General features: G+C 53.9%; 24 protein-coding genes. 21 read left to right on the top strand and 3 right to left on the bottom strand.

Features of this window, described 5'->3' with window-relative positions:
• Nucleotides 1-193 precede the first annotated feature (193 nt).
• From rpmH to SCD_RS14930, 21 genes are all read left to right on the top strand, one after another.
• Complete coding sequence (gene rpmH / locus SCD_RS16255; protein ID WP_084607559.1) at nucleotides 194-328, top strand: 50S ribosomal protein L34; 135 nt, start codon at nucleotides 194-196, stop codon at nucleotides 326-328.
• A 13-nt stretch (nucleotides 329-341) separates the two neighbouring features.
• On the top strand, nucleotides 342-704 hold the full coding sequence (rnpA, locus tag SCD_RS15020; RefSeq protein ID WP_041673544.1) for a ribonuclease P protein component: 363 nt from the start codon (nucleotides 342-344) through the stop codon (nucleotides 702-704).
• Nucleotides 704-913, top strand: a complete 210-nt coding sequence (gene yidD, locus SCD_RS16250; RefSeq protein WP_084607557.1) for a membrane protein insertion efficiency factor YidD — start codon at nucleotides 704-706, stop codon at nucleotides 911-913. The genes rnpA and yidD overlap by 1 nt, the downstream gene beginning before the upstream one ends.
• Before the next feature lie 16 nt (nucleotides 914-929).
• On the top strand, nucleotides 930-2,570 hold the full coding sequence (gene yidC / locus SCD_RS15015) for a membrane protein insertase YidC (RefSeq protein WP_009207205.1): 1,641 nt from the start codon (nucleotides 930-932) through the stop codon (nucleotides 2,568-2,570).
• Nucleotides 2,557-3,897, top strand: coding sequence for a tRNA uridine-5-carboxymethylaminomethyl(34) synthesis GTPase MnmE (gene mnmE / locus SCD_RS15010; protein ID WP_009207206.1), 1,341 nt, complete (start codon nucleotides 2,557-2,559; stop codon nucleotides 3,895-3,897). The genes yidC and mnmE overlap by 14 nt, the downstream gene beginning before the upstream one ends.
• 66 nt (nucleotides 3,898-3,963) lie before the next feature.
• Complete coding sequence (mnmG, locus tag SCD_RS15005; protein WP_009207207.1) at nucleotides 3,964-5,862, top strand: tRNA uridine-5-carboxymethylaminomethyl(34) synthesis enzyme MnmG; 1,899 nt, start codon at nucleotides 3,964-3,966, stop codon at nucleotides 5,860-5,862.
• Entirely contained in the window at nucleotides 5,859-6,500 is a 642-nt protein-coding gene (gene rsmG, locus SCD_RS15000) for a 16S rRNA (guanine(527)-N(7))-methyltransferase RsmG (RefSeq protein WP_009207208.1), read from the top strand. Before mnmG ends, rsmG begins: the two co-directional genes overlap by 4 nt.
• A 9-nt stretch (nucleotides 6,501-6,509) precedes the next feature.
• A complete protein-coding gene (locus SCD_RS14995; RefSeq protein ID WP_023507064.1) occupies nucleotides 6,510-7,268 on the top strand; it encodes a ParA family protein in 759 nt (252 codons plus the stop codon).
• Between the two features lie 7 nt (nucleotides 7,269-7,275).
• Nucleotides 7,276-8,124: a ParB/RepB/Spo0J family partition protein gene (locus SCD_RS14990; RefSeq protein WP_009207210.1), complete on the top strand. Its 849-nt coding sequence runs from the start codon at nucleotides 7,276-7,278 to the stop codon at nucleotides 8,122-8,124.
• 189 nt (nucleotides 8,125-8,313) lie between these two features.
• Nucleotides 8,314-8,682: an ATP synthase subunit I gene (locus SCD_RS14985; protein WP_041673543.1), complete on the top strand. Its 369-nt coding sequence runs from the start codon at nucleotides 8,314-8,316 to the stop codon at nucleotides 8,680-8,682.
• Nucleotides 8,683-9,546, top strand: a complete 864-nt coding sequence (gene atpB / locus SCD_RS14980) for a F0F1 ATP synthase subunit A (protein WP_009207212.1) — start codon at nucleotides 8,683-8,685, stop codon at nucleotides 9,544-9,546.
• A 44-nt stretch (nucleotides 9,547-9,590) separates the two neighbouring features.
• Complete coding sequence (gene atpE, locus SCD_RS14975; protein ID WP_009207213.1) at nucleotides 9,591-9,824, top strand: F0F1 ATP synthase subunit C; 234 nt, start codon at nucleotides 9,591-9,593, stop codon at nucleotides 9,822-9,824.
• A gap of 37 nt (nucleotides 9,825-9,861) precedes the next feature.
• Nucleotides 9,862-10,332, top strand: coding sequence for a F0F1 ATP synthase subunit B (locus tag SCD_RS14970; protein ID WP_009207214.1), 471 nt, complete (start codon nucleotides 9,862-9,864; stop codon nucleotides 10,330-10,332).
• Between the two features lie 7 nt (nucleotides 10,333-10,339).
• Complete coding sequence (locus SCD_RS14965; RefSeq protein WP_009207215.1) at nucleotides 10,340-10,876, top strand: F0F1 ATP synthase subunit delta; 537 nt, start codon at nucleotides 10,340-10,342, stop codon at nucleotides 10,874-10,876.
• 8 nt (nucleotides 10,877-10,884) lie between these two features.
• Nucleotides 10,885-12,420 (top strand): F0F1 ATP synthase subunit alpha, encoded by a 1,536-nt coding sequence (atpA, locus tag SCD_RS14960; protein ID WP_009207216.1) that lies wholly within the window; start codon nucleotides 10,885-10,887, stop codon nucleotides 12,418-12,420.
• 34 nt (nucleotides 12,421-12,454) lie between these two features.
• Nucleotides 12,455-13,318: a F0F1 ATP synthase subunit gamma gene (gene atpG, locus SCD_RS14955; protein ID WP_009207217.1), complete on the top strand. Its 864-nt coding sequence runs from the start codon at nucleotides 12,455-12,457 to the stop codon at nucleotides 13,316-13,318.
• Nucleotides 13,319-13,350: 32 nt separating this feature from the next.
• Nucleotides 13,351-14,727 carry a F0F1 ATP synthase subunit beta gene (gene atpD, locus SCD_RS14950; RefSeq protein ID WP_009207218.1) on the top strand — a complete coding sequence of 459 codons (1,377 nt, stop codon included), beginning with the start codon at nucleotides 13,351-13,353 and terminating at the stop codon, nucleotides 14,725-14,727.
• Nucleotides 14,728-14,739: 12 nt separating this feature from the next.
• Nucleotides 14,740-15,162 (top strand): F0F1 ATP synthase subunit epsilon, encoded by a 423-nt coding sequence (locus SCD_RS14945; RefSeq protein WP_009207219.1) that lies wholly within the window; start codon nucleotides 14,740-14,742, stop codon nucleotides 15,160-15,162.
• 76 nt (nucleotides 15,163-15,238) lie between these two features.
• Complete coding sequence (gene glmU / locus SCD_RS14940; protein ID WP_023507063.1) at nucleotides 15,239-16,618, top strand: bifunctional UDP-N-acetylglucosamine diphosphorylase/glucosamine-1-phosphate N-acetyltransferase GlmU; 1,380 nt, start codon at nucleotides 15,239-15,241, stop codon at nucleotides 16,616-16,618.
• 12 nt (nucleotides 16,619-16,630) lie between these two features.
• Complete coding sequence (gene glmS, locus SCD_RS14935) at nucleotides 16,631-18,463, top strand: glutamine--fructose-6-phosphate transaminase (isomerizing) (RefSeq protein WP_009207221.1); 1,833 nt, start codon at nucleotides 16,631-16,633, stop codon at nucleotides 18,461-18,463.
• Nucleotides 18,464-18,476: 13 nt separating this feature from the next.
• Entirely contained in the window at nucleotides 18,477-19,241 is a 765-nt protein-coding gene (locus SCD_RS14930) for a ParA family protein (protein ID WP_009207222.1), read from the top strand.
• On the opposite strand, the gene SCD_RS16565 is transcribed toward SCD_RS14930, so the two are convergent.
• The 3 genes from SCD_RS16565 to SCD_RS14920 form a co-directional block, all read right to left on the bottom strand.
• Nucleotides 19,231-19,380, bottom strand: a complete 150-nt coding sequence (locus SCD_RS16565) for a hypothetical protein (protein ID WP_009207223.1) — start codon at nucleotides 19,378-19,380, stop codon at nucleotides 19,231-19,233. The genes SCD_RS14930 and SCD_RS16565 overlap by 11 nt on opposite strands.
• Nucleotides 19,373-19,621, bottom strand: a complete 249-nt coding sequence (locus SCD_RS14925) for a nucleotidyl cyclase domain-containing protein (RefSeq protein WP_009207224.1) — start codon at nucleotides 19,619-19,621, stop codon at nucleotides 19,373-19,375. Before SCD_RS14925 ends, SCD_RS16565 begins: the two co-directional genes overlap by 8 nt.
• Nucleotides 19,622-19,931: 310 nt before the next feature.
• Nucleotides 19,932-20,573, bottom strand: coding sequence for a response regulator (locus SCD_RS14920; RefSeq protein ID WP_009207225.1), 642 nt, complete (start codon nucleotides 20,571-20,573; stop codon nucleotides 19,932-19,934).
• Nucleotides 20,574-20,581: the final 8 nt, after the last annotated feature.

The raw sequence follows: 20,581 nt of genomic DNA, 5'->3' as shown, positions 1-20,581 counted from the left end.
TAGCTTCCATAAAAATATTCGTTGGAGTTGTTTCGGTTAGGCGGCAAAGGCCAGAGAACCCAACAGCAAATAGAATTCTATTCTTTTTGGATAAACTTATCCACAGGGAGGAGGTATAAATATCATTTGACAAAACCGCCTTAAAGATAGTCTAATTACGTGTTTTAGCTAAACAAGTTTTTGGGATAACAAAATGAAACGGACCTATCAACCTTCTGTTGTTAAACGTAAACGCACTCATGGTTTCCGCGCACGGATGAAAACCAGTGGCGGCCGCGCCGTGATTAGAGCACGTCGCGCCAAGGGACGGGCGAAACTTAGCGTATAGATGTTGCTTCGTAGTGCCTGCTACCCATGCTTTTCAAAAAAGCAAACGCTTAAAAGAAACGGATGAAATTTCATCCGTTTTTTCGTTTAAATGCCAAGTATATGGTGATTATTTACGTATATTGGCCAAGCCGAACGAGCTGAATCACCCGCGATTTACCGGCATTATTCGAAAAAAAACGGCATCTCATGCGGTAACCAGGAATTACATCAAGCGTAGCTTGCGAGAAATTTTCCGGCGGCACCAGAACCTATTTGACCGCTTGGATATCGTTGTCTTGGCGCACAAGAGCTTTACCGGGAATGCGTTCCATCAAGTAGAAGCAGAGTTCTTGCGGCTTATGGATAACCTGCAAAAACGGTTGGTGCAAAGATAATGAAACAATTGTTTATCGGCTTGATCAGAGTTTACCAGTACTTAATTAGCCCTTTGCTGGGGCCACGTTGCCGATTTACACCGACTTGTTCTGAATACTCTTGCCAGGCATTAGCCAAGTTCGGAGCCTTCAAAGGCAGTTGGCTTGGAATAAAAAGGCTTTGCCGTTGTCACCCCCGGCATCCGGGCGGATATGATCCGATACCCTAATTATGATTGAGGCAGCATGGACACCCAACGTCTGATACTTTTCATCGTTTTTTCATTTTCCGTTCTGATGTTATGGGATACCTGGCAAAAGGATCAGCACCCTGCCCCGGTTGGTCAGGTTGCGCAAGAAAAAGCGGGAACATCCCAAACGCCTTCCCCGACGGCGTTGCCTGCTGACGCGCCTGCCAAGGACTTTGGTGGACCGCTACAATCAGGAGAACGGGTAAAGGTACAAACAGATTTGATTTATGCTGAAATCGACACTCTTGGTGGCGATGTACGCAGGCTGGAATTGTTGAAGCACCATGACACCCAGGATAAAAGCAAAAATTTTGTCTTGCTGGAAGACGACCCGAAACACCTCTATATTGCTCAGTCAGGCCTGATAGGCAATGATTTGCCAACACATAAGACACTATTTTCTAATGCGGCAACCCAATACAAGCTCGCCGAGGGGGCGAATGAAATACAGGCAAGACTGACTTGGGTGGGTGCAAATGGCGTCAAGGTGGACAAGATTTTTACCTTTCGAAAAGGTAGCTACGTAGTTGATGTTGCCTACGAGATCAACAACGGCAGCGGAACCCGACTTGAGCCACATGCCTATTTCCAGTTAGTGAGAAATGGCCAGCCCCCACTCGGTAATCCCAAGTTTGTCTCGACCTATACTGGGTTTGCTGTTTACACTGAAAAAGATAAATTTAACAAAATCAGCTTCTCCGATATTGATAAGAATAAAGCGAGCTATCCGAAGCAAAGTGATGATGGTTGGGTCGCCATGGTCCAGCATTATTTTCTTAGCGCATGGCTTCCCGCCAACCAGCCGCGTGAATATTATGCGAAAAAGCTGGGAGATGATCTTTACGATGCGGGTGTGATTCTGCCTGTAGGCTTGATTGAGCCAGGATCCGTGAAGAAAGTTACGGTACCTCTTTATGTGGGACCGCAGGAGCAAGACCACCTCAGCAAGGTTGCGCCCGGCCTCAATCTGGTTGTTGATTACGGCATACTGACCGTAATTTCAGCGCCACTGTTCTGGGTTCTGGCGTTTCTTAACAAGCTGGTTCATAACTGGGGGGCGGCAATCATTTTGCTGACTATCCTGATCAAGCTGGCTTTCTATCCGTTGTCGGCAAAGAGCTACCGCTCCATGGCGCAGATGCGAGTTCTTGGGCCTAAACTGCAAAAACTCAAGGAGCAGTACGGCGACGATCGGCAAAGGTTGCATACAGCCATGATGGAGCTGTACAAGACCGAGAAGGTCAACCCGCTTGGGGGTTGTCTGCCGGTCGTGGTGCAGATTCCGGTATTTATCGCACTTTACTGGGCGTTGCTGAATAGTGTCGAAATGCGTCAGGCACCGTTCATGCTGTGGATCCATGATCTGTCTTCTCCCGACCCCTTTTACATCTTGCCGATCGTGATGGGGATCACGATGATCATTCAGACCAAGCTTAACCCGACCCCACCCGACCCCATTCAGGCCAAAGTGATGATGGTTATGCCGATCGCTTTCAGCGTTTTCTTCTTTTTCTTTCCCGCCGGCCTGGTTCTGTACTGGGTGGTGAACAATACGCTGTCGATTGCACAGCAATGGTATGTCACTCACGGCGTTGAGCAGGAAAAAGTCGCCGCAAAAAGGCATGGTAAACACTGATACCATCGCAGCAATTGCCACTGCCCATGGCCGCGGTGGTATTGGCGTGGTGCGTGTTTCTGGTGAAGACCTGCGAGTTTTCGCCAAGAAAATCCTAGGGAAAAACTCGCTTCCCCGTGTCGCTACGCTGAGCGATTTCCTCGGGGCCGACGGGGAAGTGATCGATCAGGGTATCGCACTGTCTTTCCCCGCCCCCCATTCCTATACTGGCCAGGATGTTCTCGAACTGCAGGGTCACGGCGGTGACGCGGTGTTGCGCCGGGTGCTTAGCCGTTGTCTGGAATTGGGTGCACGCCCCGCCGAGCCGGGAGAGTTTACCCAGCGCGCCTTTCTTAATGACAAGATGGATCTGGCTCAAGCGGAAAGTGTTGCTGATCTGATCGATGCGGCCACTGTCGAGGCGGCCAAAACCGCAATGCGCTCACTCCGCGGAGAGTTTTCCCATGCCATCCACCAATTGGTTGATGCACTGACCAGCCTGCGTATGCTGGTAGAGGCGACCCTGGATTTCCCGGAAGAGGAGATCGACTTTCTCGAAGAGTCCAATGCGCTAAACCAGCTAGTCGCTATCAGCGCTCAGCTGGATAAGGTCTTCCATCAGGCAAAGCAGGGTAGCCTGTTACGTGAGGGCTTGCATATCGTCCTCATTGGTCAGCCGAATGTGGGCAAATCCAGTTTGCTTAATCAGCTTGCGGGCGAGGAAGTGTCAATCGTCACTCCCGTGGCGGGAACCACTCGTGATGCGATCCGTCAACACATCGAGATCGAGGGCGTTGCGCTTCATTTTATTGACACTGCTGGCCTGCGAGAAACCGATGAGGAAGTTGAGAAAATCGGTATTGCCCGCACCTGGAGCGCGATACAGCAGGCTAACGCGGCGTTGCTCCTGATTGATGCTGCGAAAGGGATCGCGCCGGTCGACTTGGATATTATTACCAAATTACCATCAGGTTTGCCGCTGCTTCGTGTATTCAATAAGGTTGACCTTCTTGGGCAAGAACCCAGAGTGGATGTCGTGGGTGGGACTGTAGACATTTACCTCTCGGCGAAGACGGGAGCGGGAGTCGATCTGTTACATGAGCATCTGTTGCGAGTGGTTGGTTGGCAGACGGGTGGCGAGGGTGTGTTCATTGCGCGCGAACGTCACTTGAGCGCATTGCGCGTAGCCAAGGAGCGATTGACGCTGGCGGCCACATGCGAAGGACGTGTCGAGTTTTTTGCGGAGGAGCTCCGGTTAGCCCAGAACGCACTTTCCAGTATAACCGGCGAATTTACATCTGACGATTTGCTGGGCGAGATCTTTTCCCGTTTCTGTATCGGAAAATAGCGTTTCACGTGAAACAATAGCCTTTTTGGGTTATGATTCGCACTCATTTCGCACTCCCGGTTGACCATGCTTTATCCCTCCCAGTTTGATGTTATTGTGATCGGCGGCGGCCATGCAGGAACGGAAGCCGCGCTAGCCAGCGCCCGCATGGGGCTGAAAACGCTATTGTTGACGCATAACATCGAAACGCTCGGCCAAATGTCGTGTAATCCCTCGATCGGCGGTATTGGCAAGGGTCATTTGGTGAAGGAGGTCGATGCTCTGGGCGGAGCCATGGCGGCAGCGACAGATGAAGCGGGCATCCAGTTTCGCATCCTCAATTCCAGCAAGGGGCCGGCGGTGCGGGCAACGCGCGCGCAGGCTGACCGCGTCCTGTATCGGCAGGCGATTCGGGGTCGACTGGAGAGTCAACCCAATCTGTGGCTGTTCCAGCAGGCGGTTGATGACCTGATTCTTGAGCAAGACCGTGTGATGGGCGTGATTACCCAGCTGGGTTTGCGTTTTCAGGCCAAGGCCGTGGTGTTAACGGCAGGCACGTTCCTGGCAGGCCTGGTCCATGTTGGACAATCGAATTATCAGGCAGGGCGCGCCGGAGACCCCCCTTCGATCACCTTGGCGCAACGGTTGCGCGAGATTCAATTGCCAGTGAAGCGTTTTAAGACGGGCACGCCGCCGCGTATCGATGGACGCAGTCTGGATTATTCGGTGATGGTGGAGCAACCTGGCGACGACCCGGCGCCGGCATTTTCCTTCCTGGGCTCTTCCGCACAGCATCCACGCCAATTGCCATGCTGGATCACTCAGACCAATCTGCGTACTCACGATATTATCCGTGGCGGGCTGGACCGCTCGCCGCTTTACACGGGTGTGATAGAGGGGGTGGGGCCACGCTATTGTCCGTCTATTGAAGACAAGATCATGCGTTTTTCCGGCAAGGATTCACACCAGATTTTCGTTGAGCCGGAAGGGCTGAATACCCATGAAATCTATCCCAACGGCATCTCTACCAGCTTGCCTTTCGATGTACAGGTAGAGCTGGTGCGGTCTATACAAGGCTTTGAAAATGCACACATTACTCGGCCTGGCTACGCAATAGAGTACGATTTTTTCGACCCACTCGGGCTGAAACACTCATTGGAAACCAAGGCAATACAGGGACTATTCTTCGCGGGCCAGATTAATGGGACAACCGGTTATGAAGAAGCCGCAGCGCAGGGAATCCTGGCGGGTATTAATGCTGGGTTGTCGGCACAGGGAAAAGAAGCTTGGTATCCCGGCCGGGATCAGGCCTATCTCGGGGTGATGGTGGATGACCTGATCACCCGTGGCGTGGTTGAGCCTTACCGCATGTTTACCAGTCGCGCCGAATACCGGTTGATGTTGCGCGAGGATAATGCTGATCTGCGATTGACGGAAGCGGGGCGGTTGCTCGGCGTGGTTGATGATGCGAGGTGGCGGTGTTTCGTGGAAAAGCGTGAGGCTATCGCGCGCGAACAGGAACGACTGAAAAGTGTATGGGTTAATCCGAAGTTGCTGCCCCAGGAAGATGCGGAAAGGGTGCTGGGAAAGGGGATCGAGCGGGAGTATTCGTTATTGGATTTACTGCGCCGGCCTGATGTCAGCTACAGTGACTTGATGACGCTGACGGGCGCCGGTGTGGGGGTTGGAGACTCAAAGGTGGCCGAACAAATTGAGATCCAAGCCAAGTACCAGGGTTACATCGCGCGTCAGCAGGAGGAGGTGGCCCGTCATCAGCATTATGAAGCCATGGTCTTGCCGCTGAGTTTGGATTACCGCGAGGTGCATGGACTCTCCATCGAGGTGCAGCAGAAGCTTAACCAGCACAAGCCTGAAACACTGGGACAAGCCGGGCGAATCTCCGGGGTGACGCCAGCGGCGATTTCTGTACTGCTGGTGTACTTGAAGCGTAGTCAGAAGATTAGTGACGAGAAGAAAAGCGCATGAGCCCGGAAGAAAAATTAGTCTGTGGTCTGGAGGAAATGGGCCTGGATTTAGACCCGGCAACGCAATCAAGATTGCTGAGCTATGTTGAGCTCATACAGAAATGGAACCAGGTTTATAACCTGACTGCCGTGCGTGATCCGCAAAAAATGGTAACCCAGCATTTGCTCGATAGCCTGGCGGTTTTACCGCATATCGACGGGTGCCGAATCATTGATGTCGGAACCGGGCCCGGTCTGCCGGGAATCCCCTTGGCACTGGCGAATCCGTCGCTTGAGGTTACCCTGCTGGACAGCAACCATAAAAAAACCAGTTTTCTCCGGCAAGCCTGTCTGGAGTTGGGCTTGAAGAACACGACAGTAGTCTGCGAAAGGGTAGAGGCATGGCGGCCGGAAGAAAAATACGATGTAGTGATTTCTCGGGCATTTTCTGATTTGGCCGAGTTCGTCGGCTTGGCGTTGCATTTATGTAGTAATACGGGGCTGATGCTGGCAATGAAGGGGGTTTATCCCTATGAGGAGTTGACCCGATTGCCGGCTACCGTTGTATTGCAGGGAGTAGAGCCGCTCAAGGTGCCGAGCCTGGATGCCGAACGGCATCTGGTTTTGCTGCGACCGATAAAAATGGAAGCAATGGGTTAGGGTGGAGTGATGGCAAAAGTACTCGCAATTACAAATCAAAAAGGAGGTGTGGGGAAGACCACCACCACGGTCAATCTTGCGGCCAGCTTGGCGGCAACCAAACGTCGTGTGTTGCTGATCGACCTTGATCCGCAAGGCAACGCCACCATGGGTTGTGGTGTCGACAAAATGGCTCTGACGCAGACGGTATATCATGTGCTGCTGGAGGAAAAGAGCATCGCGGAGGTGCGTATCACCAACACCTGCGGCAAGTTTGACCTGATCCCTTCCAACCGCGAATTGGCGGGCGCGGAGGTCGAACTGGTGGATTTGCCGCATCGGGAAAAACGGCTTAAAAATGCCCTGGCAAACATTGAGGCAGATTACGATTTTGTGCTGATCGACTGTCCGCCGGCACTTAACTTGCTTACGGTGAACGGCCTTTGCGCTGCGCAGGCGGTGATGATCCCGATGCAGTGCGAATATTACGCCCTGGAGGGTCTGAGCGATCTGGTGCAGACCATTAAGCGGGTGCGTGCCAGCCTGAACCCGCAGCTGGAAATCGAGGGTTTGCTGCGGACCATGTTCGATCCGAGGAATACCCTCGCACAGCAGGTGTCAGAGCAACTGCAGCGGCATTTTGGCGATAAGGTCTATCGCACCGTGATTCCGCGTAATGTCCGGCTGGCAGAAGCGCCCAGCTATGGTGTGCCGGTGTTGTATCACGACAAAACATCGAAAGGCGCGCAGGCGTATTTGGCGCTGGCTGGCGAAATGGTAAGAAAGTGAGGGGGAAATGGTAAAAATGAAGGGGTTGGGACGTGGTCTTGATGCACTGCTGGCTGGCGGCGGTGAAGAAGAAAATAAAGATAGGCTGCAAAATTTACAGCTGGATCAGCTTCAGCCAGGAAAATATCAGCCGCGCACCCACATGGACCAGGAATCCCTGGCGGAATTGGCCGAATCCATCAAATCCCAGGGCATCATGCAGCCCATACTGGCCAGGGCGCTGATTGCGGGCAGCTATGAAATTATTGCCGGCGAGCGGCGTTGGCGCGCAGCTCGGCTTGCCGGGCTGACAGAAGTGCCGGTGCTGGTGCGGGTGGTGGCGGATGAGGCGGCATTGGCAATGTCGTTGATCGAGAATATTCAGCGTGAGAACCTCAATCCGCTGGAGGAGGCTACGGGAATCCAGCGCCTGATTAACGAGTTTGATATGACCCACCAGCTAGCCGCTGAAGCGGTAGGGCGATCGCGTAGCGCGGTAAGCAATCTGTTGCGCCTGCTCAATCTGGCAGCACCGGTGCAGGAGCTGCTGATGCACAATCAACTCGACATGGGGCATGCCAGAGCGTTGCTAAGCCTGCCTAATGTGGGACAAATTACGGTGGCCAATGAGATTGTGGGCAAAGGGTTGTCTGTGCGCGAAGCGGAAAGGCTGGTTCAGCGTCAGCAACAACCGGCGAACTCAAAGCCTAAGACCAGGCCGGACCGGGATATTTTAAGGTTACAGGAAGATTTGGCGGAAAAATTGGGTGCTATAGTAACGCTAAAAACACAAAATAAGGGCCGGGGTAAGCTGATCATTAATTACGATAGCCTGGAGCAACTGGACAATATTATTGGTCGACTGAGCGAAAGATGATGTGTAGAATTTCTTCTGTACATATAAGAATATAATTATTTGCCTACATATTAAATTGCCTGTAATCTGATGTTAAGGTCCTGAATAAAATGCTCGGCTGAGCGAGCTTCTGGAATGCCCTTAAATTGACGAGCGGGTCAAGGAGGGATTAAAATCGCGTCACTTTTTATTTCTGACTGCGATTTGCAAATGGGCGTAGGTTACGGGGCGGTCGGTGTGCAGGCTGCTACGGTGATTCTTGGCGCATCGTTGTTGCTAATCTGGCAGGAAAGAAATGTTGCTGTTGCGGCATTTTTTGGTGGCGCGGTAGCCGTGGCAAATGCGCTGTTTCTGATCTGGTGCATGCGTGCCGGTGCGCAGCGGCCAGTGCAAGAAGCGCGTCAGGAACTGGCTTGGTTGGTACGCTTCAGCATGGAGCGTTTTTTGATGGTCGCGCTGCTGATAGTGGCGGGATTGGGATGGTTGAAGCTGATGCCGGTGCCTTTGCTGATCGGTTTTGTTTTGGGGCAGTTGACCTTGGTATTTTCGACAATATTCAGTGGAATAGAGAAACAATAAATGTCTGCAGAAACACTCACATCCTCAGAATATATCAGACACCATTTGCAGAATCTGACTTTTGGCCAGTTGTCAGATGGTTCCTTGGGTATTGCGCGAAGTGCAGAGCAGGCTAAGGAAATGGGTTTCTGGGCCATTAATCTGGACACCATGTTCTTTTCCTTTGCCCTTGGCGTACTGTTTCTGTTCTTTTTTACGCGTGCGGCTCAAAAAGCCTCGGCGGGCGTACCTAGTGGGCTACAGAATTTCGTCGAGTGGATCATTGAATTCATTGATACCAGTGTGCGCGGTTCGTTTACTGCCAGAAATGACATGGTAGCACCGCTCGCCCTGACGATTTTCGCCTGGATACTGTTAATGAATCTGATGGATCTTGTGCCTATAGATTATCTGCCCTTAATCGCCCATGCGGCCGGTATTCCATTTCTGAAAGTTGTTCCCACGACCGATCCCAATGCCACATTCGGCATGTCTATCGGGGTGTTTGTGCTGGTGGTGTATTACAGCATCAAGATGAAAGGCCTGGGCGGATTTGTCGGCGAATTAACGCTACAACCCTTCGGTAAATTCGGTATGCCAGCCAACATCTTCCTGGAGGGCGTGAACCTGATTGCCAAGCCGATTTCGTTGGCCCTGCGGCTATTTGGCAATATGTACGCTGGCGAAATGATCTTCATCCTGATCGCTCTCATGGGCGCCTCGTGGGCAAGCGTCTCTTTTGGTAGCACGCTGCTGTTCGGTTCGCAGATTGTACTTTCACTGGGGTGGGCGATTTTCCACATTCTGATTGTGACGCTACAAGCGTTTATTTTCATGACATTAACCGTGGTTTACCTGGATATGGCCCATCAGGAACATCATTAAAGTTATTCAACCCCTTATTTTTTAAATTAACCAGGAGATACACAATGGAACATGCACTGCTTTTCATCGCTGGCGCGATCATGATGGGTCTGGGCGCACTGGGTGCGGCTGTCGGTATCGGTATTCTGGGCGGGCGCTTCCTTGAAGGTGCGGCTCGTCAGCCTGAATTGATTCCGATGCTACGTACCCAGTTCTTCGTGGTCATGGGTCTGGTTGATGCAGTGCCGATGATCGCGGTTGGTATCGCCATGTACGTCCTGTTTGCGGTTGCAGGCTAAGGCTGATAGTCATTCTTAATACAAGAAAGGTTCCTGCATGAATATCAATGCAACCCTTCTCGGGCAAACGATCATGTTTATCATGTTCGTCTGGTTCTGCATGAGGTTTGTCTGGCCGCCCATCATGCAGGTGTTGACCGCGCGCAAGCAGGTCATCGCCGATGGATTGGCCGCCGGTGAGCGCGGAAAGCACGAGCTGGAGTTGGCCTCCCGTCGTGCTACTGAGGGCATGCATGAAGCCAAGCAGAAAGCGGCTGATGTGATCGCCCAGGCTGAGAAGCGCGCAGCTCAAATCATCGATGAGGCCAAAGGGCACGCCAAGGATGAAGGCGACCGTCTCGTTGCTGGGGCTAAAGCTGAAATAGAGCAGGAAGTCCATCGGGCCAAGGAAAGTTTGCGCCAGCAGGTGGCCGATCTGGCGATCGCCGGCGCGGAGAAAATCCTTCGTCGAGAAATAGATGCCAAGGTGCACGCCGAACTCCTGACATCGATCAAGAGCGAGCTATAGAGACATCATGGCAGAAGTCACTACCATAGCCAGACCCTATGCCGAAGCGGTTTACCGCATCGCCGAGCAGGGTGACGCACTCGATAAGTGGTCGCAGATGCTGGAGTTTGCTTCAACGGTTGTTAACGACCCGCAGATGCAGGCGGTGATCGGCAACCCCCGGCTGACGGCGGAACAACAGCGAAACGCGTTTCTTGCCGTGTGCGAAAAGAGTATCGATGCACAAGGCGTAAACATGGTAAAGCTGCTGCTGGAGAATGGCCGGCTGACCTTGTTGCCGGTCATCCGCGAGCAGTTCGAGCTGCTACGGGCACTGCACGGCGGCGTCATGGACACCGAGATTTTCAGTGCCTATCCCCTGAGTGACGCAGAGAAAGAAGATTTAGTGCGTCGCTTGGAAACCAAATACAAGCGCAAAGTTGAGGCGACCGTAACCCTGGACCCCGGACTGATCGGCGGTGTCAGAATCGTAGCGGGCGACGTCGTGATTGACGCATCGGTGCGCGGCCAATTACAAAACATGGCGTTTACGCTCAAAAGTTAGGAGAGATCATGCAGTTGAATCCTTCAGAGATCAGTGAGCTGATCAAGAGCAAAATCGAAAACCTGGCCACCACGGCCGAGGCGCGGAATCAGGGCACGGTAGTGTCGGTTACCGACGGTATCGTCCGAGTTCATGGCCTGAGTGACGCAATGCAGGGTGAGATGCTGGAATTTCCCGGTAACACCTTCGGCCTTGCACTCAATCTTGAGCGAGACTCGGTTGGCGCCGTGGTGTTGGGCGAATACGAGCACATTACTGAAGGCGACACCGTCAAGTGTACCGGCCGCATTCTGGAGGTGCCGGTCGGTGAAGCACTGATGGGACGCGTGGTGAACTCGTTGGGTCAGCCGATTGACGGCAAAGGGCCGATCAACACCACCGAAAAATCCCCGATCGAAAAAATTGCTCCCGGTGTTATTGCTCGCCAGTCCGTGTCTCAACCAGTACAAACCGGCCTCAAGTCAATTGACGCCATGGTGCCGATCGGCCGCGGTCAGCGAGAACTAATTATTGGCGACCGGCAAACCGGCAAAACCGCCGTGGCCGTGGATGCCATCATTAATCAGAAGGGCACCGGGGTAATCTGCATCTACGTGGCTATCGGTCAGAAAGCGTCGAGCATTATCAACGTGGTGCGCAAGTTGGAAGAGCACGGCGCCATGGGCCACACTATTGTAGTGGCCGCAACCGCCTCTGACTCGGCGGCAATGCAGTACATCGCACCCTATTCGGGTTGCTCGATGGGCGAATATTTCCGCGACCGTGGTCAGGACGCCCTGATCATTTATGACGACCTCACCAAGCAGGCTTGGGCCTACCGCCAGATTTCCCTGTTGCTGCGGCGTCCGCCTGGTCGCGAGGCTTACCCGGGTGATGTGTTCTACTTGCACTCCCGTCTGCTCGAGCGCGCTGCGCGCATCAACGCGGAAGACGTGGAAAAGCGTTCCGGGGTAAAAGGCAAGACAGGCTCGCTCACCGCGCTGCCGATTATCGAAACCCAGGCCGGCGACGTTTCGGCGTTCGTTCCGACCAACGTGATTTCGATTACCGACGGTCAGATCTTTCTGGAAACCGACTTGTTCAACGCCGGGATTCGTCCCGCAATCAATGCCGGTCTTTCCGTGTCCCGCGTCGGTGGAGCGGCGCAGACCAAGGTGATCAAGAAGCTGGGCGGCGGTATTCGTATGGCGCTGGCGCAGTACCGCGAGCTGGCAGCGTTCGCGCAGTTTGCGTCCGACCTTGACGAGGCAACCCGCAAGCAGCTGGAACGCGGCAAAATGGTTACCGAGCTTATGAAGCAGGCCCAGTTCGCTCCGATGACCGTAGCGGACACGGCGCTAACCTTGTTTGCCGTGAACAAGGGTTATCTTGACGATGTTGACGTGAAAAAAGCGCTGGCCTTCGAGGCTGCTTTGCACGCTTTCATCAAGAGCAAGTACAGCGCGTTGCGAGACAAGATCGAAGAAACCAAGGAAATGGACGCTGAAGCAGAAAAAGCGTTGAGCGCGGCGATCGATGATTTCAAAGCCAGCGCCGTTTATTGATTGAGCGCAGACGAATTCACAGCGGAGTTGACTGATGGCTGGCGGTAAAGAAATTCGGACCAAGATCAAGAGCGTCCAGAATACCCAGAAGATAACCCGAGCCATGGAAATGGTTGCGGCCTCCAAAATGCGCAAAGCGCAGGATCGGATGCGTGCGGCCAGGCCCTATGCGGAGAAAATTCGTAATGTAGCGGCACACCTGAGCCATGCCAATCCGGAATACAAACATCCTTTTCTGGTAAAGCGCGAGAACCCGAGCCGCATCGGGGTGATCGTGGTTACCTCGGACAAGGGGTTGTGCGGTGGCCTGAACACCAACGTCCTGCGCATGACCCTGGCTAGGATGAAGGAATGGGAAAGCGGCAAGCATGGCGTTGAGGTTTGCGCTATAGGCAACAAAGCACTAGGTTTCATGCAGCGCATCGGAGCTAGCGTGCTTTCACAGGCGACGCATCTGGGCGATACGCCGCACATGGAAAAGCTGATCGGGCCGGTTAAGTTGATGCTGGATGCCTATAATGATGGCCGCATCGACGCGTTGCATATCTGTTTCACCCGCTTCGTCAATACCATGAAGCAGGAGCCGGTGATGGAGCAGCTTCTGCCCATTAGTGGTGAAGCGTTGGGAAGCGCAAGCGGCCATTGGGATTATATTTATGAGCCAGATGCTAAGCAGGTCATTGACGATCTGCTGGTGCGGTATATCGAGACCCTGATTTATCAGTCAGTGGCTGAAAATATTGCCTCCGAGCAAAGTTCACGGATGGTGGCGATGAAGGCGGCCTCGGATAATGCCGGGAACGTGATTGACGAACTCAAGCTGATTTACAACAAAACCCGTCAGGCAGCCATCACCAAGGAACTATCCGAGATCGTCGCGGGTGCCGCAGCGGTTTAATCGAATGAATTGTATTTATTAAGGAAGTGATGATGAGCCAAGGTAAAATAGTGCAGATTATCGGTGCGGTGGTTGACGTAGAGTTCCCGCGCGAATCTCTGCCCAAAGTTTACGATGCGCTGAAGCTGCCTGATGTGGGCCTGACACTGGAAGTGCAGCAGCAACTGGGCGATGGCGTGGTGAGAACTATTGCAATGGGCACAACGGACGGTTTACGTCGCGGTATGGAAGTATCCAATACCGGTGCGCCTATTTCCGTACCGGTGGGTACCAAGACCTTGGGCCGTATCATGGACGTATTGGGTAACCCGATCGACGAGTTGGGCCCGATTGGTAATGAACATAGCTGGGCAATTCATCGCAAGGCTCCCGCTTTTGATGAGCTGTCACCCTCGACCGAACTGCTCGAAACAGGTATCAAGGTGATTGACCTGATTTGCCCGTTCGCCAAAGGCGGCAAGGTTGGTCTGTTTGGCGGCGCTGGTGTGGGCAAGACCGTTAACATGATGGAGCTGATTCGCAACATCGCGGTCGAGCACAGCGGTTATTCGGTTTTCGCTGGCGTCGGCGAGCGCACCCGCGAGGGCAACGACTTCTATCATGAAATGAAAGAAGGCGGTGTGCTGGATAAAGTCTCACTGGTCTACGGCCAGATGAACGAACCACCTGGCAACCGTTTGCGCGTAGCCTTGACCGGCCTCACCATGGCGGAATTCTTCCGCGACGAAGGCCGCGACGTGCTGCTGTTTGTGGATAATATTTACCGCTTTACCCTGGCCGGCACCGAAGTGTCCGCGCTGCTGGGTCGTATGCCTTCAGCGGTGGGCTACCAGCCCACCCTGGCGGAGGAGATGGGTCGCTTGCAGGAGCGTATTACCTCGACCAAGAAAGGCTCAATTACTTCTATCCAGGCCGTATATGTGCCTGCGGATGATTTGACCGATCCGTCTCCGGCCACCACCTTTGCCCACTTGGACGCAACCGTGGTGTTGTCGCGGCAAGTGGCGGAACTGGGCATCTATCCAGCGGTCGACCCTCTCGATTCCACCTCCCGCCAGCTCGATCCGCTGGTGGTGGGCGAGGAGCATTACAATGTCGCCCGCGGCGTGCAATCCACGCTTCAGCGCTACAAGGAATTACGCGACATCATCGCGATTCTGGGTATGGATGAGCTTGCTCCGGAAGACAAGCTGGCGGTATCTCGTGCACGCAAAATTCAGCGCTTCCTGTCCCAGCCGTTCTTTGTTGCCGAGGTGTTTACCGGCTCCCCCGGCAAGTTTGTGTCACTCAAGGATACGCTCGCGGGCTTCAAGGGCATCGTCAACGGTGATTACGATCATTTGCCGGAACAGGCCTTCTACATGGTTGGCACCATCGACGAAGTCGTGGAAAAAGCAAAAACCATTTAAGGCAAATCAACCATGGCAATGACAATGCATGTGGACGTGGTCAGTGCGGAACGTTCGCTTTTCTCCGGATTGGTAGAATTCCTCGTTGCTCCGGCGGCAATGGGAGAAGTGGGTATTTACCCACGTCACGCGCCGATGATTACCAAAATCAAGGCGGGCTCGGTTCGCCTCAAGTTGCCTGATCGCGACGAAGAGGAGTTGATCTACGTTTCCGGCGGCTTGCTCGAGGTTCAACCCTCGGTGGTGACCATCCTTGCCGACACAGCGGTTCGTGGCAGAGACCTGGATGAGGTGAAGGCAATGGAAGCCAAGCAACGAGCTGAGGAGGCTATGCGCGATCGCACGGCATCGATCGATTACGCTCAGGCACAGGCTGAGTTGGCCGAGGCCATCGCCCAGTTACATGCGATTCAACGACTGCGCAAGCAGAGGTAGTGCTTGTGCGAGTGGGTAGGTAGTGTTGAAATGGCAGCCTCTAGGGCTGCCATTTTTTTATAGGCAAAACAAAATCATGATATCCAAACTTAACATCGTTATATTGGCGGCTGGAAAAGGTTCGCGCATGCACTCAGACCGCCCGAAGGTTCTGCACCCGCTTGCAGGCCGTCCACTACTCGGGCATGTTATCAATGCCGCACGAGAACTTGACCCTGCAAAATTGCTGGTGGTTTATGGGCATGGTGGTGAGACCGTGCCGCAGGCATTCGCTGACAGTGATATCACCTGGGTCAATCAGGTGCAGCAACTTGGAACCGGTCATGCATTGCAGCAGGCCGCAGTGGAGTTGGATGATGCCGGGGTGACCCTGATTCTGTATGGTGACGTGCCGCTGATCTCCGTCAGTACTCTACGTAACCTGCTGGACTCAATGAATGGAGATTCGGTTGGTTTGCTGACGGTATCGTTACCGGACCCGGAGGGATACGGCCGAATCCTGCGCGATGCGCAAGGCCAAGTAAAATCCATTGTAGAGCACAAAGATGCGAATGAGGCGGAGCGCGCCATACATGAAGTGAATACGGGCATCATGGCACTACCCAATGCTAAGATGAAAAAATGGCTTAGTGCTTTACGCAACGACAATGCCCAGGGAGAGTACTATTTGACTGACGTTATCGCCATGGCCGTGGTTGATGGCGTGAGAGTGAATGCTCGCCACCCTGGCCACCACTGGGAGGTGATAGGAGTGAACAGCGCCGCTCAGTTGGCGCATCTGGAACGTCTGCACCAGCATGAAGTTGCCACCAGGCTGATGGAGCGAGGCGTACGTCTGATGGATCCAAAGCGCATCGACGTGCGTGGCGAATTGGTCTGTGGCCGAGATGTCAGCATCGACGTCAACTGCGTTTTTGAAGGCAAGGTGGTATTGGGCGATAATGTCACTGTTGCCGCCAACTGCGTGCTGCGTGATGTCAGTGTTGGAGAGGGGACCCGGATTGCGCCATTTAGCCTGATTGAGGAGGCACGAATTGGCGATAATGGACGTATTGGACCGTTTGCCCGACTCCGCCCTGGTACCGAACTGGCAGAAGATGTGCATGTCGGCAATTTCGTCGAGTTGAAAAATAGCCAGGTTGACCGCGGCAGCAAGATCAACCACCTGAGTTATATCGGTGATACCACGGTAGGAAAAAATGTGAATATCGGCGCTGGTACCATCACCTGCAACTACGATGGCGCCTACAAGCACCGGACGGTTATCGAGGACGACGCATTTATCGGTTCAGACACCCAACTGGTAGCCCCGGTCACCGTAGGCAAGGGCGCGACCATTGGTGCGGGAGCGACAATTACCAGAGATGCGCCGGCGGAGCAACTCACTCTGTCGCGGGCAAAGCAGGTTACAATCCCAGGCTGGAAACGGCCTCAAAAAAATAAACCTTCTCCCTGACGGAGTCTAAATATGTGTGGAATCATCGGCGCTGTTGCACAGCGCAATGTTGTGCCTATTCTGCTGGAAGGCTTGAGGCGGCTTGAATATCGTGGTTACGATTCGGCAGGTCTGGCCGTGTCGGTGAATGGTGGGCTAACTCGAGTGCGGAAGCCGGGGCGCGTGGCCGAGTTGGAAGCGGAAATAAAAATCCAGAAAACGCATGGCAATCTCGGCATTGCTCATACTCGTTGGGCGACGCATGGCGTACCCAGCGAGCGCAACGCCCACCCCCATGTTAGCGAGGAATCACTTGCCGTTGTGCACAATGGTATTATCGAAAACCACGAAGCGTTGCGCCAGCGGTTAAGCGAAATCGGTTACCACTTCACTTCCGATACCGACACCGAAGTCATCGTCCATTTGATTCATTTTCATTTCCACCAGGAAAAAGACCTGTTTCAGGCTACCCGCAAGGCCGTCACCGAACTCAAGGGTACCTACGCGATAGGTGTGATCTGTGCCGCTGAGCCAAATCGACTGGTGTGCGCGCGCGAGGGCAGTCCGCTGTTGATCGGTGTCGGTATCGAGGAGCACTTCATCGCTTCCGATGTTTCGGCATTACTCCCGGTTACGCAAAAAGTGGTTTACTTGGAAGAGGGCGACGTGGCGGATATTGGCCTGCTCGACTTCAGGATTGTTGACCGGAGTGGCATGCAGGTATCCAGGCCGGTACAAATCAGCGAACTCAGCGCGGACCGGGCAGAGCTGGGCGGTTACCGGCACTACATGCAGAAAGAAATTTTCGAGCAGCCTCGCGCTTTGGCAGAAACCCTGGAAGAGGCGCTGAGCCATGGTGACCTCAACCCGACAATATTTGGTGATCACGCGAGTAACGTACTCAGTGCAATCGATAGTGTAACCATCATTGCTTGCGGTACCAGTTATCACGCCGCAATGGTGGCACGCTACTGGATTGAGAGTGTTGCGGGAATTCCATGCAACGCTGAAGTGGCGAGCGAATACCGATATCGTGACAGTGTGCCCAATCCCAATGCGCTGATCGTGACCATTTCCCAGTCGGGCGAAACGGCGGATACCCTGGCAGCGCTAAAGCATGCCAAATCCCTCGGCCATGTACATAGCCTGTCTATTTGTAATGCCCCTGAAAGCGCGCTGGTACGCGAATCGGGGCTACGCTTTCTGACTCGTGCGGGCCCTGAAATTGGTGTTGCCTCTACCAAAGCTTTCACCACCCAACTGACCGCATTGCTTTTGCTGGCATTGGTGTTGGGCAAGCTGCGCGGCCGCATCAGCGCCGCGCAGGAAACAGCGCACCTCGATGCGCTGCGCCACTTGCCAGCGATGGTCAACCAGGTGCTGCTGCTCGAGCCGCAGATTGAGCTCTGGGCTGAGCGCATGGCATTCAAGCAGCATGCCCTGTTTCTTGGGCGTGGATTGCATTATCCGATCGCCATGGAAGGCGCGCTGAAGCTGAAGGAAATCTCCTACATCCATGCCGAAGCCTACCCGGCGGGAGAGCTAAAGCACGGCCCGCTGGCGTTGGTCGATAGCGACATGCCGGTGGTCGCTATCGCCCCCAACGATGCCTTGCTGGAAAAACTGAAATCCAACCTGCAGGAAGTCCGCGCTCGCGGCGGCGAGTTGTACGTGCTTGCTGACCAGGATAGCCAGATGCAGGCACAGGAGGACGTTCACCTGATCAAGCTGCCGGAGCATGCTGGACTGCTGAGTCCGATCCTGCATACGGTGCCGCTACAGTTGCTGGCCTATCATGCGGCCTTGCAAAAGGGAACGGACGTGGACAAGCCAAGAAACCTGGCAAAATCGGTCACAGTGGAATAGCGGAGGCAATAACATGGCTGTGATAGCGGTCTTCAACCAGAAAGGCGGGGTGGGTAAAACCACCACGACTCTGAATCTGGCGGCCGCCCTGGCGCATCTGGAAAAACGGCCGATTGCGATTGACCTCGATCCCCAGGCGCATCTGACACTTTCATGTGGAATCCGCGCAGAAAACCGGGATGAGAGCATTGCGGCGTTTTACCGCGAGGAGACTCCGTTGGCTAGCCTGGTACGTGATGTCGCTGACGGTATGCGGCTGATTCCAGGTCATCTGGAGTTGTCGAAAATCGATGCGCTATACGGAAAAAGCACCAGCATTGCATCGCGCCTGCGCGAGGGCCTGCAGGAAAGCCTGGCATGGGAGGATAGTCCGATTTTGATCGACTGCTGCCCGATGCTTGGCGTGTTGTCATTGAATGCGATTTTTGCTGCCGACCGAGTGTTGATCCCTGTGTCGGCCGATTATCTTTCCATGCAGGGGGTTGAGCGGCTGGATGCAGCACTAAATGTTCTGGAGAGAGGTCTGAAGCGTAAAATCGAACGCAAAGTGGTGGTGACCCGCTTCGATTCCCGCAGAAAGTTTTCCCATCACGTTTATGAGCAGTTAAGGGAGCGTTACGGCGACGCTTTGTGCGAAACGCATATTGCGGAAAATGTCAGCCTGGCGGAGAGCCCGGAGCATGGCAAGAGTGTGTTTGATTTTGCGCCCCGCAGCCAAGGGGCAAAAGACTATTTTGCGTTGACAGCGGAATTGCTTGATAAAGGCTTCATTCAGTAGCGAGATGCGCGCTATTCCTGAATTTCTTGTAAACATCATCAAGTCGGCCAAGCAAGGCATTGACGTTTTCTTCGTCGATCGCTTCGGCGACATTGTAAAGTAACCGAATTTCTCCTCCATCCAGGTTTTCTTCACGCAAGGCTCTTTGCAGACGGTCTGCGCAGTCGCGCATTTTCTAGAGCGGTTTCCGGCAGAATCGCCAGAAACTGACCATCTTTGTGGTTTTCCACGATATCCATCACGCGTAGATGAATTCGCAGTATGTCCGCGATCTGCAGGAACTGCTCCTGACCGGCATTCGGAACCTTGAGCAGGAGCAGACGGAATTTTTGCTGATAGCGCTTCATCCGGGAAATTTCTTCCTCGATGCGGCGCGACATTGTGCTCGTCACGCAAATGAATAACCCGCGCGTGCAGGATTACGCGGCGTATAGTTCCCCCCGCTTCTCGGCCAGATCCGGGTAAATGGAGGTTAGTGGCAAGCCTATGCTGTGAGAGGGGACGCCAAATTCGCCGATTCGGTCGCTCAGGTAAAGTACGTTGAGTTGGCAATCAGCCAACAGTTAAGCCACCACTTCGTCCTGTTCTGTCAACGCAGCAAGCACAGGACCTGATGGGATGAAGGAACATTCAGCATAAGGCTATCTCGTGATGCAGGCAGGAAATCAATATAACAACACCCATCTGGGGTTACGCTGCGCCGGACTTTCTGCTGATGCCATGTTTCATGGCAAAGGTGGCAACCTGCACGCGGTTGTCGAGCCCGAGCTTTTCCAGGATGCTGCCCAGGTGATTACGTACGGTGTTGTCCGAAAGGCCCAGTTCATCGCCAATGGCCTTGTTGCTCATGCCGCGCGCAACCAAACCAACGATTTCCAGTTCGCGGGTTGAAAGTTTGCTGCCGGCATCGGATGCCAGTTTCCCCTGCATGGCTTCATCCATGACGGGGGAGTGATGTAACCCGGAACCTCTCGCGACAGTAGATATCGCCTGAAGGATTTGAGCGGGCTCGCTGGTTTTGGATACGTAGCCGTCAACCCCACGCTCTATAGCCTCACGAATTTCGTGGGCTTCGTCAGCAACGGTCAGCATGATTACCTTGATGCCGAACCGCTTCAGTTCGGGAACCAGAGTCAGTCCATCCTCGTCACGCAAGTTACGATCCAGCAAGGCAACTTCCGCGCGGCCGCCGTCACGAAGCCAGTCGAGGACGCCGCCTATCTCGGCAAATTGCCCGGCAACAGTGATTCCATCCGTACCAGCCTCGAGCAGGTGCGACAAACCTTTGCGAAACAGAGGGTGGTCGTCGACCAGAATGACGGAGATGCTCATGGCAGAGA

This window comes from Sulfuricella denitrificans skB26, assembly GCF_000297055.2.
Lineage (GTDB): Bacteria > Pseudomonadota > Gammaproteobacteria > Burkholderiales > Sulfuricellaceae > Sulfuricella > Sulfuricella denitrificans.
Note: the sequence above shows the minus strand (reverse complement) of the source record. Positions and strands in the feature narration are given on the sequence as shown.

Coding starts and splice junctions, on each gene's coding strand:
- SCD_RS14985 (WP_041673543.1), top strand. CDS start 8,314: ATGGGCGTAGGTTACGGGGCGGTCGGTGTGCAGGCTGCTACGGTGATT.
- SCD_RS14945 (WP_009207219.1), top strand. CDS start 14,740: ATGGCAATGACAATGCATGTGGACGTGGTCAGTGCGGAACGTTCGCTT.
- atpG (WP_009207217.1), top strand. CDS start 12,455: ATGGCTGGCGGTAAAGAAATTCGGACCAAGATCAAGAGCGTCCAGAAT.
- atpA (WP_009207216.1), top strand. CDS start 10,885: ATGCAGTTGAATCCTTCAGAGATCAGTGAGCTGATCAAGAGCAAAATC.
- atpE (WP_009207213.1), top strand. CDS start 9,591: ATGGAACATGCACTGCTTTTCATCGCTGGCGCGATCATGATGGGTCTG.
- glmS (WP_009207221.1), top strand. CDS start 16,631: ATGTGTGGAATCATCGGCGCTGTTGCACAGCGCAATGTTGTGCCTATT.
- SCD_RS14995 (WP_023507064.1), top strand. CDS start 6,510: ATGGCAAAAGTACTCGCAATTACAAATCAAAAAGGAGGTGTGGGGAAG.
- yidD (WP_084607557.1), top strand. CDS start 704: ATGAAACAATTGTTTATCGGCTTGATCAGAGTTTACCAGTACTTAATT.
- mnmG (WP_009207207.1), top strand. CDS start 3,964: ATGCTTTATCCCTCCCAGTTTGATGTTATTGTGATCGGCGGCGGCCAT.
- glmU (WP_023507063.1), top strand. CDS start 15,239: ATGATATCCAAACTTAACATCGTTATATTGGCGGCTGGAAAAGGTTCG.
- yidC (WP_009207205.1), top strand. CDS start 930: ATGGACACCCAACGTCTGATACTTTTCATCGTTTTTTCATTTTCCGTT.
- SCD_RS14920 (WP_009207225.1), bottom strand. CDS start 20,573: ATGAGCATCTCCGTCATTCTGGTCGACGACCACCCTCTGTTTCGCAAA.
- mnmE (WP_009207206.1), top strand. CDS start 2,557: ATGGTAAACACTGATACCATCGCAGCAATTGCCACTGCCCATGGCCGC.
- rpmH (WP_084607559.1), top strand. CDS start 194: ATGAAACGGACCTATCAACCTTCTGTTGTTAAACGTAAACGCACTCAT.
- SCD_RS14990 (WP_009207210.1), top strand. CDS start 7,276: ATGGTAAAAATGAAGGGGTTGGGACGTGGTCTTGATGCACTGCTGGCT.
- SCD_RS14925 (WP_009207224.1), bottom strand. CDS start 19,621: ATGTCGCGCCGCATCGAGGAAGAAATTTCCCGGATGAAGCGCTATCAG.
- SCD_RS14965 (WP_009207215.1), top strand. CDS start 10,340: ATGGCAGAAGTCACTACCATAGCCAGACCCTATGCCGAAGCGGTTTAC.
- SCD_RS14930 (WP_009207222.1), top strand. CDS start 18,477: ATGGCTGTGATAGCGGTCTTCAACCAGAAAGGCGGGGTGGGTAAAACC.
- SCD_RS14970 (WP_009207214.1), top strand. CDS start 9,862: ATGAATATCAATGCAACCCTTCTCGGGCAAACGATCATGTTTATCATG.
- atpB (WP_009207212.1), top strand. CDS start 8,683: ATGTCTGCAGAAACACTCACATCCTCAGAATATATCAGACACCATTTG.
- rsmG (WP_009207208.1), top strand. CDS start 5,859: ATGAGCCCGGAAGAAAAATTAGTCTGTGGTCTGGAGGAAATGGGCCTG.
- atpD (WP_009207218.1), top strand. CDS start 13,351: ATGAGCCAAGGTAAAATAGTGCAGATTATCGGTGCGGTGGTTGACGTA.